15 protein-coding genes are annotated in these 13,873 nt (G+C 63.7%); 14 read left to right on the plus strand and 1 reads right to left on the minus strand.

Annotation, left to right across the window (positions count from 1 at the left end; genetic code table 11):
- The first annotated feature begins 80 nt into the window (after window positions 1–80).
- The 7 genes from LN047_RS12180 (at window position 81) to LN047_RS12210 (ending at window position 7,750) form a co-directional block, all read left to right on the plus strand.
- A complete protein-coding gene (locus tag LN047_RS12180) occupies window positions 81–935 on the plus strand; it encodes an IclR family transcriptional regulator (RefSeq protein WP_373981870.1) in 855 nt (284 codons plus the stop codon).
- Window positions 936–1,258: 323 nt separating this feature from the next.
- On the plus strand, window positions 1,259–4,057 hold the full coding sequence (locus LN047_RS12185) for a T6SS effector BTH_I2691 family protein (RefSeq protein ID WP_373981871.1): 2,799 nt from the start codon (window positions 1,259–1,261) through the stop codon (window positions 4,055–4,057).
- A 69-nt stretch (window positions 4,058–4,126) separates the two neighbouring features.
- Window positions 4,127–4,465, plus strand: coding sequence for a transposase (locus LN047_RS12190; RefSeq protein WP_254608341.1), 339 nt, complete (start codon window positions 4,127–4,129; stop codon window positions 4,463–4,465).
- Window positions 4,453–4,797 carry an IS66 family insertion sequence element accessory protein TnpB gene (gene tnpB, locus LN047_RS12195; RefSeq protein WP_373979927.1) on the plus strand — a complete coding sequence of 115 codons (345 nt, stop codon included), beginning with the start codon at window positions 4,453–4,455 and terminating at the stop codon, window positions 4,795–4,797. Before LN047_RS12190 ends, tnpB begins: the two co-directional genes overlap by 13 nt.
- Window positions 4,798–4,859: 62 nt before the next feature.
- A complete protein-coding gene (locus tag LN047_RS12200) occupies window positions 4,860–6,431 on the plus strand; it encodes an IS66 family transposase (RefSeq protein WP_373979928.1) in 1,572 nt (523 codons plus the stop codon).
- A gap of 15 nt (window positions 6,432–6,446) precedes the next feature.
- Complete coding sequence (locus LN047_RS12205; protein WP_373981872.1) at window positions 6,447–6,959, plus strand: hypothetical protein; 513 nt, start codon at window positions 6,447–6,449, stop codon at window positions 6,957–6,959.
- Window positions 6,956–7,750, plus strand: coding sequence for a DUF6708 domain-containing protein (locus tag LN047_RS12210; protein ID WP_373981873.1), 795 nt, complete (start codon window positions 6,956–6,958; stop codon window positions 7,748–7,750). Before LN047_RS12205 ends, LN047_RS12210 begins: the two co-directional genes overlap by 4 nt.
- Before the next feature lie 134 nt (window positions 7,751–7,884).
- Here LN047_RS12210 and LN047_RS12215 read toward each other — a convergent pair whose 3' ends face one another.
- Entirely contained in the window at window positions 7,885–8,313 is a 429-nt protein-coding gene (locus LN047_RS12215) for a VOC family protein (RefSeq protein ID WP_056317125.1), read from the minus strand.
- 102 nt (window positions 8,314–8,415) lie between these two features.
- Here LN047_RS12215 and LN047_RS12220 point away from each other — a divergent pair, with 102 nt between their 5' ends.
- The 7 genes from LN047_RS12220 to LN047_RS12250 all read left to right on the plus strand — a co-directional run bounded on the left by LN047_RS12220 (window position 8,416) and on the right by LN047_RS12250 (window position 13,799).
- Complete coding sequence (locus LN047_RS12220; protein WP_373981874.1) at window positions 8,416–8,760, plus strand: GFA family protein; 345 nt, start codon at window positions 8,416–8,418, stop codon at window positions 8,758–8,760.
- A gap of 87 nt (window positions 8,761–8,847) precedes the next feature.
- Window positions 8,848–9,255, plus strand: a complete 408-nt coding sequence (locus LN047_RS12225) for a carboxymuconolactone decarboxylase family protein (protein ID WP_063953397.1) — start codon at window positions 8,848–8,850, stop codon at window positions 9,253–9,255.
- A 13-nt stretch (window positions 9,256–9,268) separates the two neighbouring features.
- Window positions 9,269–9,880: an LON peptidase substrate-binding domain-containing protein gene (locus LN047_RS12230; RefSeq protein WP_056317130.1), complete on the plus strand. Its 612-nt coding sequence runs from the start codon at window positions 9,269–9,271 to the stop codon at window positions 9,878–9,880.
- 27 nt (window positions 9,881–9,907) lie between these two features.
- Complete coding sequence (locus tag LN047_RS12235; protein ID WP_373981875.1) at window positions 9,908–10,819, plus strand: hypothetical protein; 912 nt, start codon at window positions 9,908–9,910, stop codon at window positions 10,817–10,819.
- Between the two features lie 156 nt (window positions 10,820–10,975).
- Window positions 10,976–11,656 carry an RraA family protein gene (locus LN047_RS12240; protein ID WP_373981876.1) on the plus strand — a complete coding sequence of 227 codons (681 nt, stop codon included), beginning with the start codon at window positions 10,976–10,978 and terminating at the stop codon, window positions 11,654–11,656.
- Window positions 11,653–12,855: an aminotransferase class I/II-fold pyridoxal phosphate-dependent enzyme gene (locus LN047_RS12245; protein WP_373981877.1), complete on the plus strand. Its 1,203-nt coding sequence runs from the start codon at window positions 11,653–11,655 to the stop codon at window positions 12,853–12,855. The genes LN047_RS12240 and LN047_RS12245 overlap by 4 nt, the downstream gene beginning before the upstream one ends.
- Window positions 12,856–12,977: 122 nt before the next feature.
- The gene (locus LN047_RS12250) at window positions 12,978–13,799 is read left to right on the plus strand and encodes an ABC transporter substrate-binding protein (protein WP_373981878.1); all 822 of its coding nucleotides are present in this window, start codon (window positions 12,978–12,980) and stop codon (window positions 13,797–13,799) included.
- Window positions 13,800–13,873: the final 74 nt, after the last annotated feature.

The following is a 13,873-nucleotide window of genomic DNA, read 5'->3' on the forward strand; positions in this document are numbered from 1 at the left end:
ATGCGGACCAGGCCGGCATCTGAGGCGATTCTAGGAAGCGCGCGCACAGAACAAAGCACAACACGCGCTGGGGCGGAGAAATGGAACAGAACATGCGGCTTCGGTTTCAAAATCGCAGTGCAGCATCGCAGGAGCCGGCAGATGGGCGGTCCGAGGACGCGGGCGGACAGCAGGAGGCCGCCCGTTCGTTGCGGGCGTTGCTGGTGCTGGATCATCTGGCGCGGGCGCAGCATCCGCCCACGCTGGCGCAGCTTGCGCAGCGGCTCGACATGCCCAAGACCACGTTGATGCGCCTCTTGGCGGCCATGCAGCGCGCCGGCTTCGTGGCCGCTACGCCCACCGAAAACGGATTCGTCCCGGGGCCGCAGGCCACCTCGCTGGCGCTCGCCACGCTGCGCGCCTGCGCCTTCACCCGCGCGTGCCGCGCCGTGCTGACCCAACTGGTGGGCACGCTGGGCGAAACCTGCAACCTGACCGCGCCCGACGGCGACCGCGTCGTCTACATGGAGCGCGTCGAGACCAATGAGCCGTTGCGGCTCTTTTTTGCGGTGGGCAGCCACGTGCCCATGCACTGCACGGCAAGCGGCAAGCTGTTCCTGGCCTCGATGAACCGCCTGGAGCGCAGCCGCGTGCTGGCCCGCCTGCCGCTCACGCGCAACACGCCGCGCACGCTGACCGACCCGGCGCGGCTTGAGGCCGAGCTGGAGCGGCTGGCCGTGCGCGGCATCGGCATCGACAACGAGGAATTCGTGCGCGGCATGAGCGCGGTGGCGGTCCCGGTGCGCGACGGCGAAGACCGCGTGGTTGCGGCGGTGGCCTGCCATGCGCCCACGGCGCGCGTGATGCTGGACGATCTGCTGCGCGCCGTGCCGGTGCTGCAGCGCGCGGCGCAGTCGCTGCATGAGGTGCTGGCGGCGCACCGGCCGGGCGGTTAGGGCGCCATCTTTTCGTCGTCCGCTTAAAGAAGGATGATCGATCGGGCCAACTTTGGCTCACCCGGGCCAAAGTTGGCCCGATTTTTTTTGTGAGTTTTCAAACCATTAAAGAATTTCAGGCCACCAATGGCCCGAACATCCGTCGAAAAAAGTCACTTTCGCTGCTTCTGCGACGATGAGGTTGCCAAAGTTTGTCGCTGAAGTACGCGTAAGCAGTTGATAAGAAAGAACAACGGCAAGGACGCTTCCGAGTTGGCACAGCGTTTGCATTGAGGCGATAGGACATCCCAATCATTGCCACACTGCGCCAAGCAAAGGAACTTATGAGCATCAGCAAGACCCTGGGCCGGGCGATCCGCCAAGCTCTCCCCAACCCGACGGGCACATGCAACGCGTGCGAACGCACTGGGCTGCCGATTCTTCCATTGCGTGCCGCCTACGCGCCCGCGCCCACCGCCACATCAAAGCGGCCGCTTGCCGGCGGCGGCGATCTGGCTGCCGTGCCGATGCGGCTCGGCCAGCCGCGTACCCTGCGTGAAGGATATCTGTATGTGCTGCTCGACAAACAAGAGTGGCAGGCCTATCAGGTGACGCCCGACGGGGCGTTTCGCCAGTTCAACCCATTTGCCATGCCGCGGGCAGCGCCTGACGCGTTGAGCGACAGATGCATTCATCGGGATCACGACGTTCCCGCTTCGTTCATCAACATCGATACCAAACTGTTCAAGACCGCGTGGATAGCGTTTTCCAGCGATCCGTGGTCCGACCGCGTATTGAATCGCTATCTCCACAGTTTCGCGGGCGAACAGTCGCCGGTGGCTGCCAGGTTTTACGAGCTTGACTTACAGACTGCCCGAAACGACCCCGCGAGCGTAGGCATCGCAATGATGGAGCATAGCCTTCAGGTCGATCAGCAGGTGCTGGAATACGCCACGCCCACGATCGGCGACTTTGTCAGCGTGCACGGCTTTTGCTCGCGCAATCATCGCTTGAACGCGCTAGAGGGTTTCGTGCGGACTCAGACACAGCGCGAGCAGTTGCCGAACGGCGTGCTGGCGTTGGTCCTACCCGACCCGGTCGGGATGGTCCAGGAAATCAATCATCAGCGCCTGGGTTGGCTAAGAGAGCGGCAGGCTTATGAAGCAGACCCGCTCAACAACTACAAATTCTTCACGTCCGAAAGCCTCAAACGTCTGCGTGAACTTTGCAAGGTGGCTGCGGACGATGCCATCGCCGCTAGCCCAAATGCGGCCTGGGAGATGATGCAAAGTGAGTCTGGCGGCCCGCCGGTATTCGGCGATCCCGCTCGCGAGCGAGCCGAACAGGTCGAGCACAAGGCTGGGAAGCTGCTTGCGCGCCTTGATGAGCGATACGACGAAGCGGCGCGCGCCAGTTGGGAGAGGGCGTTCGAAGCGCACAAGGCGCGGTTGCAGACGCAAGTGGATAAGCTTGCCGAACGCTACACAGATCAGATCCTTAATAACCCGCTGTTCCGTCTGGCCGAGCGCTACGACTACGATGCGCAAAATGCGTACTCAGTATTGGGTTATATCCGCACGATGGAACTGTGCCTGAGCGGGGGCATCACTGAAGCAACGCCTAAACCCGATCGCGAAGGCAATATTCGACCCGTCACCGGGCCGTCGGCGCGCGCTTGGGAAGCCTGGATCAAGGATGGTCAGAGCATTGTGTTCAAGACCTTGCTCGCGCTTGACCAAAACCTGATGCAAAGCCTGGTCCCCACGTTCAGCAATCAGGGCGAACTGGATTGGAACGACTTCGGCAAGCTCTACGCCCCGGTCACCAAGATCATCAACAGTAGCGACCTTGGCAACAAACTCATCTGGCCTAACGTCCAGGATGCAATCGCCAGTGTGCTGGCGGCTTACAACGGTGCGGTGAGCCGGCTGGAACTGAAGGTTGATGCCGGCGTGCGCAACGTCGCCACGCGCGTGAATAGCGCGTCGCTCTTGCTGTATTCGCGCACGTACATGACCCAGGTCGCCGTTCAGATGAAGCTGGGTGAGTTCTACACATTGATGTGCAAGCAGATCGGGGAAGACCGAAACAGGCTTGCAGCGGCCATTGAGAAAGCGACCGGTAAGGCGCACAAGCAAGTGCGTTCGGTGCTGACTGCGGGTGTCCTCAGCCTGGCCCTGAGCGATCCCAAGTTGGCGGAGCAAATGGTCGACGTGGTGCTGTGGGTCGAAGGCAATGCAAATGACCTGCGCAAGCGCTTTGGCGGCGTTGCCCAGGACGCCATCCAGCAAACGGGAGAGGTCATCGGAGATGCTACGCGCCGGGCTGGCGAAGCGCTGAGCGAACTCAAGGTGCTCGCCGGCACGCTGGAGCCGGAGGCGCGCAAGGCCTTGGCCGGTCTTCAGCTCAACGCGTTGCAGGCTGCCGACCTTGCGCGCTCTGGGTTGAGGGGCGCGCGCAGCGCCGCTGCGATTGCCCGCGGAACGGTTGGAAGCGCTGAACTGCTGGTCGCCGTTGGGGCAACATATCTGCTGTCCCAGGGGTTGCGTAAATCCGTTGAAGCCGCGGATACCACCTTGGTGGCAAAACACGAGGAAGCCGTGCTCGCTGTGTATTCGGCGTCAATCGGAGTATTGGGGGGAAGTGTTGAAGCGGTGGGACTCACGATGAGGGGCGGCGCTGAGCAAGCGCAGAAAGTCCTCCGCTCGACTTCAACAGGTTCGGTAGCCCGAATTGCAAATGCTGGTAAGGCACTGGCGCGATTTGGGGCCTTGCTGGGTGCTATGGCAGGCGCGATTGAAGCTTTAGCGTCATTTAAGGCCGCCAACCGCGCAAAGGGCGGAGGAGCCAAGGTGTCTCGCTACCTGTATTACGGGGCCGGCGTGGCCTATGCCTTTAGCACGGGTTTTGCGGTTTTCGCAGTTTTCTCTGGATCGACGGCGATATTAAGCACTTCTTTGCTGCTGGCTCCTCTGGGCTGGGCGATTCTTTTCGGCATCGTTGCAAGCGTGGCGTGGAAGCTGGCCGAAGGTAAAGAATCCTCTCCGCTCGAACGGTGGAGTTATTACAGCTATTTTGGGAAGGCAGAGACAAATAAATGGCCCAATGCGGATACAACGATTGCTGCGCTAAATGCCGCGTAAGCGCCCGGCAAACCCATATTGAACGCCGAAGTTGTCCCCGATAGTGTCCACCACTTTTAGGTGGACACCATGTCGAAGACAGAATTAGCACCGGTGCCTAAGCGCCGGTCTTATCCGAAGGCGCTGAAGGCGCAGATCGTGGCCCAGTGCAGTCAGCCAGGTACCTCCATTGCCGGCGTGGCGCTGTCGCACGGCGTGAACGCGAACCTGGTACATAAGTGGATTCGTCAGGCTGAACGGCAGCCACCTGTAGCGCCGGCGTTCGTGCCGGTCGCATTGCCAGCGCTGCCCTCGGCAGGCCGTCACATCGAGATCCGGTTGTCGCGCGGTCCCGCGCAAGCGACGGTGCAATGGCCAGTGAGTGAGGCCGGCGCGTGCGTGGCCTGGTTACGCGAGTGGCTGCGGTGATCCGTGTCGATGCGATCTGGCTGGCCACCGAGCCGCTGGACATGCGCGCCGGTACCGAGACGGCGTTGTCCCGGGTGGTAGCCGTGTTCGGTTCAGCCCGCCCGCACCACGCCTATTGCTTCGCAAACCGGCGCGCCAACCGCATGAAGGTGCTGGTGCATGACGGGATCGGCGTGTGGCTGGCCGCGCGCCGGCTGAACCGCGGCAAGTTCGTGTGGGCCGATGCGCTGCGTGGCCCCCACATCGCGGTCGACAGTGAGCAGTGGCAGGCCCTGGTGCTGGGCCTGCCCTGGCAGCATGTGGGCGCGGCAGGTGCGATCTCGGTGTTGTAGCGCCGGACAATCCGGCAAGACGCCAATACCGCCGCGGGGAGCCCTGCGGCATACTGGCGGCCATGAGTACCGCATCCCTGGACCACCTCGACGCGCAGCAACTGCGCGCGTTGGCCGAACGCCTGATGGGCGAGGTGGCCGCGCGTGACGCCCAGATAGCGACGCACGATGCGGTGGTTGCCGAGCGGGATCGCGTACTGCACTTCAAACAGACGCACATCGACCAGCTCATGCAGGAGCTGGCGCTGTACAAGCGCTGGCGCTACGGCAAGCGCAGCGAGCAATTGAACCCGGCGCAGGCAAGCCTTCTGGAAGAGACGATGGATGCCGACATGGCGGCCATCGAAGAGGAAGTGAACGCGCTGCGCGAAGCGATCGCCACTAAGCCTGCGCCGTCGCAAGCGCCGCGTCGCATGCGGCTGCCGGCCGAGTTGCCGCGCACCGACATCCACCACGAACCGGCGTCCACGACGTGCCGCTGCGGCTGCGGCTTGAAGCGCATCGGCGAGGACGTCAGTGAGAAGCTGGACTATCTGCCGGGCGTCTTTACGGTCGAACGTCACATCCGCGGCAAGTGGGTGTGCGAGCACTGCGAGACGCTCACGCAGGCGCCGGTCCCCGCGCAGGTCATCGACAAGGGCATCCCGACAGCGGGCCTTCTGGCGCAGGTGCTGGTGGCCAAGTTCGCCGACCACCTGCCGCTATACCGCCAGGAAGGCATCTTTGCACGCGCCGGCCTGGCGCTGCCGCGCTCGACGCTGGGCGAGTGGGTCGGCGTGTGCGGGCTGCGGTTGCAGCCGCTGGTCGATGCGCTCAAGGCCGAAGTGCTGGGCAAATCTGTGCTGCATGCCGACGAAACGCCGGTGCAGATGCTCAAGCCGGGCGCGGGCAAGACACATCGGGCCTACTTGTGGGCATACACACCGACCGCTTACGACAGCCTGCGTGCAGTGCTCTACGACTTCGCGCCCAGCCGGGCTGGCGAGCACTGCCGCACGTTCCTGGAAGACTGGCGCGGCAAGCTGGTGACCGACGATTATGCGGGCTACAAGGCCGGGTTCGCGGCTGGCATCACGGAACTGGGCTGCATGGCGCACGCCCGGCGCAAGTTCCATGACTTGCACGTCAACAACCAGAGCCAGATCGCCGCAGAGGCGTTGGAGTTGTTCGGCGCGCTATACGGCGTAGAGCGGGACGTAGCCGAGTTGCCTGCCGAAGAGCGCCTCCTGATACGGCTGGAGCGGGCCAAGCCGATCACAGAAACGTTGCGTCGGTGGCTGATCGCGCAACGCCAGCGCGTGCCGGAAGGCTCCGGCACCGCGCGCGCCATCGACTACAGCCTCAAGCGCTGGGAGGCGCTGACACGCTACCTTGACGACGGCGATGCGCCGATCGACAACAATTGGGTGGAGAACCAGATCCGCCCCTGGGCGATCGGGCGTTCGAACTGGCTGTTCGCGGGCTCGCTGCGCGGGGGCCAGCGCGCAGCCGCCATCATGAGCCTGATCCAGTCGGCACGGCTCAATGGGCACGACCCGTATGCCTATATGAAGGACGTGCTCACGCGCCTGCCCACGCAGAAAAACAGCCAGATCGCTGAGCTGCTGCCGCATCGGTGGCTACCTGCTGCATAAGCAGAACCGTCAAGGGTGTGTTCGGCAGGCGCTTACAATGCCGCAGTGTTAGGTGTTGATGCATATGCCAAGTTTGAGCTGGAGGGTGAAGGAAAGATTTTTGTTGCGGCAGGACTTATGGGCGGCGTAAAAATCGCTGTTGTGCCAACGCCGTTCTTGAAATATCAGATCCTCTTGCCGAGGTTCGACACGTCGCGCGCGAGCTACTCTTGGTACGTGATGGCAAAACGCTATCCGGGGCAGGAGTTGCTGGCTTCGGGTAGTCACGAATTCAGGCAGTCTCTGCCCAAGTCCGAATTCATAGCATTTAAACGAATGGATTACGATCCCAAGACTACCGCGCCTCTCGCTCAAGAACGCACCATTACGTCGGCGGATGGAGATGAGCAGCATTTCTTAGTAATAGAAGGAAAGATCCAGCTGGTGCTTGGCCATCAAATTGACGAAGTCAAGGTTGTCGTCGAGTATCTGCCAAATGTTCTGGATCCCGAGATGTCGACGTATGTTGAAGTCGTGGAAACTAAATGATGACTCAAGATAAGCCGGCTTTAGACCGTCCAACAAAAGGATGGAAGGCCGATCTGCCGCTACCCCAGACGACTCCTGAAGAGAAGCTACAAGCGATCGGATTGCCCCCTAATTATGTTGGCGACATTCACCTTGAGTTTCATGTCTCTAGAGTAGTAAATCGCACAGTCGTAATTCTTTGCGCATTAATCATGTTTCTGGGTGCGCTCTTCTTGAGCAAAATTCTGATCTTTGAGTTCACCGATATTTCAGGGTATCCCTTCGTGTTTTTGTTGTTGTTTGGGCTGATGGCCCTAGGGGTTTTAGCGGGTGTCACCATGTATCGTGCCGGCGTTGCGCCGCCGCGGGATGAGCCTATACGGTTCAATCGATTCCGCGGCAAAGTGTACGTGTATCGTTTTTGCACGGGTGGGCCGCTAAGCCGAAACGGTTGGGGCGTACGACCCGTCGTATTTAATTGGGACGACCTGCGCGCCGAAGGGTGGAGCCGAATGGGGCCATCCCCGAGTGGGGTGCCGGTTTTTGCATGGGGCGTCGATGTCGCCGTCGTGGCGCCTGGCACTAATCACGTTATCGATCGCTTTCAATTGGCGGGCAGCAACGCTAACGGAGAGCACTTGTGGGCCATGGCACGCGCCTTCATGAATCAGGGACCCGAGGCGTTGCCAAAATACCCGCACCCGCCGCGTGACTGGAACAATGACGTGCCCGCATCTGATCCGGGGCTGCGACTGGCGCCCAAAGTTCAGTGGCCTGTCGACATGGACCGAGAGTCTCGAACGGCACTCTAAATCGCGAAAGCTCGACATCTACCTGTGCTGAACCCATAAAGCCGCCGTAACCGCTCGCGTACCGTCGGAGCCGTCACCCAGAACGTCCGATGCGCAGGCAGTGCTTCCCGTGGCGCTTGCCGGCTTCATAGACCTCAGTGGGTCATGCGGCCCCCGCTCACCATCCAGCGCGTGCCATACCGGTCGACCAGCGCGCCGTAGGCTTCTGCCCAGAACGTCTTTTGCAGCGGCATCGTGACGCTGCCGCCTTCGGCCAGAAGGTCGAACACCCGGTGCGCGTCCGACACGGTGGGATACACCAGCGCTAGCGCCACCCCCCGGTTGCCGGGGTAGGGGTGTCCGGCGGTGGCGTCGCTGCCCAGCAAGGTTTGCTCATCCAGCGTCAGGCGGGCGTACATGACGCGCCCGGCGTCCTCGTCGGACAGGATGGGCATGACGGCATCGGCGGGTGCATCGGCATAACGGACCAGCGCGTCAAGGCGGCCTCCCAGCACGCGTTCGTAAAAGCGCATGGCTTCGGCGCAATTGCCGTCGAAACTGAGGTAGGCGGATAACTGGGGCATGATGGCTCCGGGCGGGGTGAAGTGCGGCGGGTCCGCATGGGCAAGGCGGGCGGCACAGGCCTATGATGGGAGTCTGATCCGATAACGGCCGGGAGACAATCCATGCAACAAGGAAGCTGCCACTGCGGACAGATCGCCTATGAAGTCGATGGCGATGTGTCCCAGGTGCTGGAATGCAATTGCTCGCACTGCAGCCGCAAGGGCTATCTGCTGTGGTTCGTGCCGCGCGCCGCGCTGCGCATCACGTCCTCGACGCAGACGCTGTCCACGTACACCTTCAACAAGCACGTGATTTCGCACCATTTCTGCGCCAATTGCGGCTGCGCGCCGTTCGGTTTCGGCGTGGGCGCCGAAGGCAAGGAGACCGCGGCGGTCAACGTGCGCTGCCTGGAAAATGTGGACTTGAATGCGCTGACCCGCATTCCCTACGGTGGCCGCAATACCTGATCGGCCGGCCTCGGCCCCCGGCGGATCAGAACCGGGCCGCCGCGAAAGGGCGGCGGCGTCACGATTTTTTCACGATGGAGCGGTGCAATGAGCACGGTAAGGCTGCTGAGCGATGACGAGATCCGTAGAAGTCCCGAGGCCTGGGCGGTGTTGGAAGACATCCGCGCCACGCGAAAATCGGACTTCGTCAACAATTTCTGGCGGGCGCTGGCCAACGATCCGCCGCGGATGCGCAGCGTCTGGGAGCAGCTCAAGACGGTAATGATGGCCGAGGGCGAGCTCTCGCCGCTGGTGCGCGAGCTGATCTACATCGCGGTGTCCACGGCCAATGGGTGTTCGTATTGCGTTCATTCCCACACGGCCTCGGCCCGCGCCAAGGGCATGACCGACGGCCAGCACGCGGAGCTGCTGGCGGTGATCGCGATGGCGTCGCAGACCAACGCGCTGGCGACGGCGCTGCAGGTGCCGGTGGACGAAGCGTTCCACGTGACATGAACAGGAGGCGGCCATGTCGCTGATTCCCTTGTTTCCATTGTCCAACGCGCTGTTTCCCGACGGCGTGGTGCAACTGCGCATCTTCGAGGTGCGCTACCTGGACATGATCCGCCGCAGCATCGCCGAGAACACCGAATTCGGCATCGTGGGCCTGCTGGCCGGTAGCGAGGTCCGTTCCCCGGAAGGCGAGGAGACGCTGTCGCCAGTCGGCACGATGGCCCGGGTCGAACGCTGGGAGGCGCCCATGCCGGCCCTGCTGGAAATCCGGTGCCGCGGCGCCGGACGCTTTCGGCTGCGGTCCAGCGAGGTGGCAAAATACGGCCTTTGGATGGGCGAGGCCGAGCCCATCCCCGACGATCCGCCCACGCCCGTGCCGGCAACCATGCAGGCCAGCGCCGATGCGCTGGGCCGGCTGGTGGCGCAGTGGCAGCGGGACGGCGTGCCCGCCGAACGAATGCCGCTTGCGCCGCCGTTCCGGCTGGATGACTGCGGCTGGGTAGCGAACCGCTGGTGCGAACTCTTGCCTTTGCCGCCGGACGACAAGGCGACCCTGCTGGCGCTGACCGATCCGGTCTCGCGGCTGGCGGCGATCCAGGACGTGCTGCGCGGACAGGGACTGGCGTAGCGCGCGGCCCGACTTTATTTGGACACCATGGAAATCAGAGTAGACGAAGGCCTGCGCGCCTATATAGACCCGCTGACCGAGGACGAACATGCCGCGCTGGAGCGCAGCCTGCTGGCCGAAGGGTGCCGCGACGCCCTCGTGCTGTGGGGCGATCTGCTGGTCGACGGCCACAACCGCTATGCCATCTGCGTCAAGCACGACATTCCCTTCAAGACCATCCAGCATCCGCACTTCAAGTCCATCGAGGACGTGCACCTGTGGATGATCGAGAACCACCTGGGCCGGCGCAGCGTGTCGGACTTCCAGCGGGGGGTGCTGGCGCTGCGCAAGAAGGAGATCCTGCTGGCGCGTACGGGGCCTGAGGCCGGGGCGGCGACTGGCGAGGCGGCGACAGAAGGCGCTGGCTCCGACGGATCGCCGCCCGACGACTCCCCGCCGTGGGATGAAGACGCGCCCGGGACTGCTGCCGCGCCGATGCGTGGCCACGCCAATCCCGACTGGAAGCCGGCCGTGCCCAGCCGGCAGGCGCTGGCGCGCGCCGCGCGCATCAGCAGCAACACCCTGGGCCAGATCGAAAAGATCCAGAAGTCCGCGGCGCCGGAATTGGTGCGCGCGGTCAAGGAAGGCGCCATCTCCATCAACGCCGCGGCGGCCGTGGCGTCGCTGCCGGCGGAACGGCAGGCTGCAGCGGTTGCCGGCGGCCGCAAGGAATTGCAGCAGGCCGCCCGGGAAGTGCGCCAGGCCAAGGCCCCGCCACCCCGCGAGGCGCCGCCCGAGGAGCCCATCGAGAACATCGCCGACATGCCGGCCGAGATCGCTCGCCTGCGCCAGTTGCTGGCCAAGCTGACGGACGAGCGTGACCAGCTCAAGAAAAAGGTCATGCACCTGACGGTGGCGTTGTCCGAGGCGCGCAGCGCGTCGGGCGCCGGCGACGACTGAGCGCGGATGCAGGAATAAGGGATAACCCTTAAACCGCTTAATTCACGAAAAATATTCGTGGATCGCTGGGAATTTATATCGTTTTGAGGAAAGGCTTGCGCGGCTTTGTAATGCAGGTTCGCTTCAACGCTCCTTGCATTCACACTGACTTTCCTTATGAATCCCATCGGATATCGCATTCTTTCCCGTACCGCGCCGGTCGTCGCCGCCGACGTGCTGGCCGGCTTTGCCACCATCGGCTCGGCCCAGATCAGCGACTGCATGAACCGTCTGTACGGCGTGTCGGGCCTGCGTCCGCTGCATAACGGCGCACGCCGCACGGTCGGCGTGGCGCTGACCGTCAAGACCCGTCCGGGCGACAACCTGATGATCCACAAGGCGATTTCGCTGGGCGGGGCGGGCGACGTGATCGTCGTGGACGGTGCGGGCGACACCAGCAACGCGCTGGTGGGCGAACTGATGATGATGGACGCGCAGTCGCGCGGGATCGAAGGATTCGTGATCGACGGCGCCGTGCGCGACGCGGACGTGTTCGCGCAGGGCGAATTCGGCTGCTTTGCGCGTGATGTTTCGCACAAGGGGCCTTATAAGGACGGTCCGGGCGAGATCAACGTGCCCGTGTCGGTGGGCGGCCAGGTGGTCAACCCCGGCGACGTGGTCGTGGGCGATGCCGATGGCGTGGTGGTGATTCCGGCGGAGCATGCCAGCGCCGTGCTGGCGCTGGCGCTCAAGAAGGAAGCCGACGAAGCCGTGGCCAAGGAAAAGCTGCGCGCCGGCACGTACACCAAGCCGTGGCTGGAAAAGACCCTGGCCGAAAAGATGGGAGCGGCCAAATGAGCATCGTCGCCGACCGCATCAAGCGCATCAAGCTTTCGCCCAGCGTCGCCGCGCGCGCCATCATCGCCGAACTGCGCGAACAGGGCCGCCGCATCATCGACCTGACCATCGGCGAACCCGATTTCTCGACGCCCGAGCACATCCGGCAGGCCGCGACGGCCGCCATGAACCGCGGCGAAACCAAATATCCGCCGGCCCAGGGCACGCTCGCCCTGCGCAAGGCCGCGGCCGCGCACCTGCTGGAAGCGACCGGCGTGACGTACCCGGCTTCGCGCGTCATCGTCAGCACCGGCGCCAAACAGGTGATCTTCAACGGCCTGGCTGCCACGCTGAACGATGGCGACGAAGTGCTGATTCCCGCGCCGTTCTGGGTGTCCTATCCGGACATGGTCCTGGTCAACGGCGGCGTGCCGGTGACGGTGGAAACGTCGCCCGCCAGCGACTACAAGGTCACGCCCGACGCCCTGGAACGCGCCATCACGCCGCGCACCAAGTGGCTGATGATGAACGCGCCCAGCAACCCGACCGGATCGGTCTATACCGCGGAAGAACTGCGCGGCCTGACCGAGGTCCTTGCGCGCCATCCGCACGTCTGGCTGATGACCGACGACATCTACGCGCGCCTGAACTTCACCGGCGAGCCCACGGTGCATCCGTTGCAGGTGGCGCCGGAACTGGCCGAACGCACCCTCGTGGTCAACGGCGTGTCCAAGGCCTACGCCATGACGGGCTGGCGCATCGGCTACGGCGCCGGTCCCGATGAGCTCATCAAGGCAATGGCGGTCCTGCAATCGCAAAGCACGTCGGGCGCCTCGTCGGTCAGCCAGGCGGCCGCGCTGCAAGCGTTGACGGGCCCGCAGGACTGCGTCGTGGAGTTTGCCAAGGTGTTTCGCCAGCGCCGCGACCTGGCAATCGCCGAATTGTCGGGCACGCCGGGCCTGGACATCGTGGTGCCGCAGGGCGCGTTCTATGTCTTTCCGGACTGCTCGGGCCTCTTGGGCAAGAAGACGCCGGCCGGCGACGTGATCGCCAGCGATACCGACCTGACGCACTACCTGCTGCGCGAAGCGGGCGTGGCGGTCATCGACGGTCACGCCTACGGCGCGCCGGGCACGTTCCGGCTGTCGTTCGCGGCCTCGCTGGACGATATCCGGCAGGGTTGCTCGGCTATCCGCGAGGCGTGCGCCAAGCTGGCCTGATACCCGATACGCGCCGGACCTCGGCGGTCCGGCGTGATCGATTCAACGCCATCGACTCCACGCCATCGATTCAACGTCCTATTCAGTCTGTTCACCAAACAACCAATCAAGGGGAATGAACCATGAAGCGTCACACTTTCTTTGCCGCCTGCCTGGGCCTGGCTTCGCTGGCCGCGGGCGGATTGGCCCACGCCGACCAGCTTGACGACATCAAGGCGCGCGGCGAGCTGGTTTGCGGCACGTTGGGCACGTCGCAACCGTTCAGTTTCCAGGACGCCGCGACGCGCCAGCTGGTGGGCTATGACGTGGACGTCTGCAAGCTGGTCGCCGACAAGCTGGGCGTGAAGGTCAACTACAAGCTGCTGTCGGTGGCGGCGCGCGTGCCCGAGCTGAACGAAGGGCGCGTGGACATCCTGGCCGCCAACCTGGGCTATTCGCCCGATCGCGCCCAGCAGATCGCCTTCAGCCACTCGTACTACGTCAGCCCGCAAAAGCTGATGGTGCGCAAGGATTCGGGCCTGGATTCGATCGAGGCCCTGAACGGCCGCCGCATCGGCGCGACCAAGGGGTCCAGCTCCGAGCGCGAGATCAAGCGCATTCTGGACAAGTCGCAGGTGATTGGCTACGGCGACAGCTCGGCGACGTACCTCGCCCTGCAGCAGAAGAAGGTGGACGCGCAGTTTGCCTCCGAGCTGGTGCTGGTGCGCCTGGTGCTGCAAAGCCCGCCGACCGCGCCGGTCAGCGTCATCCCGAAGGCGGTGTTCGATGAGCCCTGGGGCCTGGGCGTGCGCAAGTCCGAACCGCGTTTCCTGGAAACGGTGAACCGGGCGCTGGACGAGGCCGAAGCCTCCGGCGCGGCGGCCAAGCTGTTCAACAAGTGGTTTGGCCCCGAGACGCCGTACAAGCTGGAACGCAGCTTCAAGATCGGCCCGATCGCCGGCTGAGGCACGGACCCGGGCGTTTCCCTCGCCACTCCCGTCACGGCTTCGGCGCGTCCCGCAAGGCGGCGCGCGCGAAG

The organism is Achromobacter sp. JD417 (genome assembly GCF_041879325.1).
GTDB classification, from domain to species: domain Bacteria; phylum Pseudomonadota; class Gammaproteobacteria; order Burkholderiales; family Burkholderiaceae_B; genus Achromobacter; species Achromobacter mucicolens.

What these genes read in the sequence shown, in the direction of transcription:
- LN047_RS12215 (WP_056317125.1), bottom strand. Translation starts at nt 8,313, where the DNA reads ATGCCCCAGTTATCCGCCTACCTCAGTTTCGACGGCAATTGCGCCGAA.
- LN047_RS12230 (WP_056317130.1), top strand. Translation starts at nt 9,269, where the DNA reads ATGTCGCTGATTCCCTTGTTTCCATTGTCCAACGCGCTGTTTCCCGAC.
- LN047_RS12250 (WP_373981878.1), top strand. Translation starts at nt 12,978, where the DNA reads ATGAAGCGTCACACTTTCTTTGCCGCCTGCCTGGGCCTGGCTTCGCTG.
- LN047_RS12180 (WP_373981870.1), top strand. Translation starts at nt 81, where the DNA reads ATGGAACAGAACATGCGGCTTCGGTTTCAAAATCGCAGTGCAGCATCG.
- LN047_RS12190 (WP_254608341.1), top strand. Translation starts at nt 4,127, where the DNA reads ATGTCGAAGACAGAATTAGCACCGGTGCCTAAGCGCCGGTCTTATCCG.
- LN047_RS12235 (WP_373981875.1), top strand. Translation starts at nt 9,908, where the DNA reads ATGGAAATCAGAGTAGACGAAGGCCTGCGCGCCTATATAGACCCGCTG.
- LN047_RS12240 (WP_373981876.1), top strand. Translation starts at nt 10,976, where the DNA reads ATGAATCCCATCGGATATCGCATTCTTTCCCGTACCGCGCCGGTCGTC.
- LN047_RS12210 (WP_373981873.1), top strand. Translation starts at nt 6,956, where the DNA reads ATGATGACTCAAGATAAGCCGGCTTTAGACCGTCCAACAAAAGGATGG.
- LN047_RS12200 (WP_373979928.1), top strand. Translation starts at nt 4,860, where the DNA reads ATGAGTACCGCATCCCTGGACCACCTCGACGCGCAGCAACTGCGCGCG.
- LN047_RS12225 (WP_063953397.1), top strand. Translation starts at nt 8,848, where the DNA reads ATGAGCACGGTAAGGCTGCTGAGCGATGACGAGATCCGTAGAAGTCCC.
- LN047_RS12220 (WP_373981874.1), top strand. Translation starts at nt 8,416, where the DNA reads ATGCAACAAGGAAGCTGCCACTGCGGACAGATCGCCTATGAAGTCGAT.
- LN047_RS12185 (WP_373981871.1), top strand. Translation starts at nt 1,259, where the DNA reads ATGAGCATCAGCAAGACCCTGGGCCGGGCGATCCGCCAAGCTCTCCCC.
- LN047_RS12245 (WP_373981877.1), top strand. Translation starts at nt 11,653, where the DNA reads ATGAGCATCGTCGCCGACCGCATCAAGCGCATCAAGCTTTCGCCCAGC.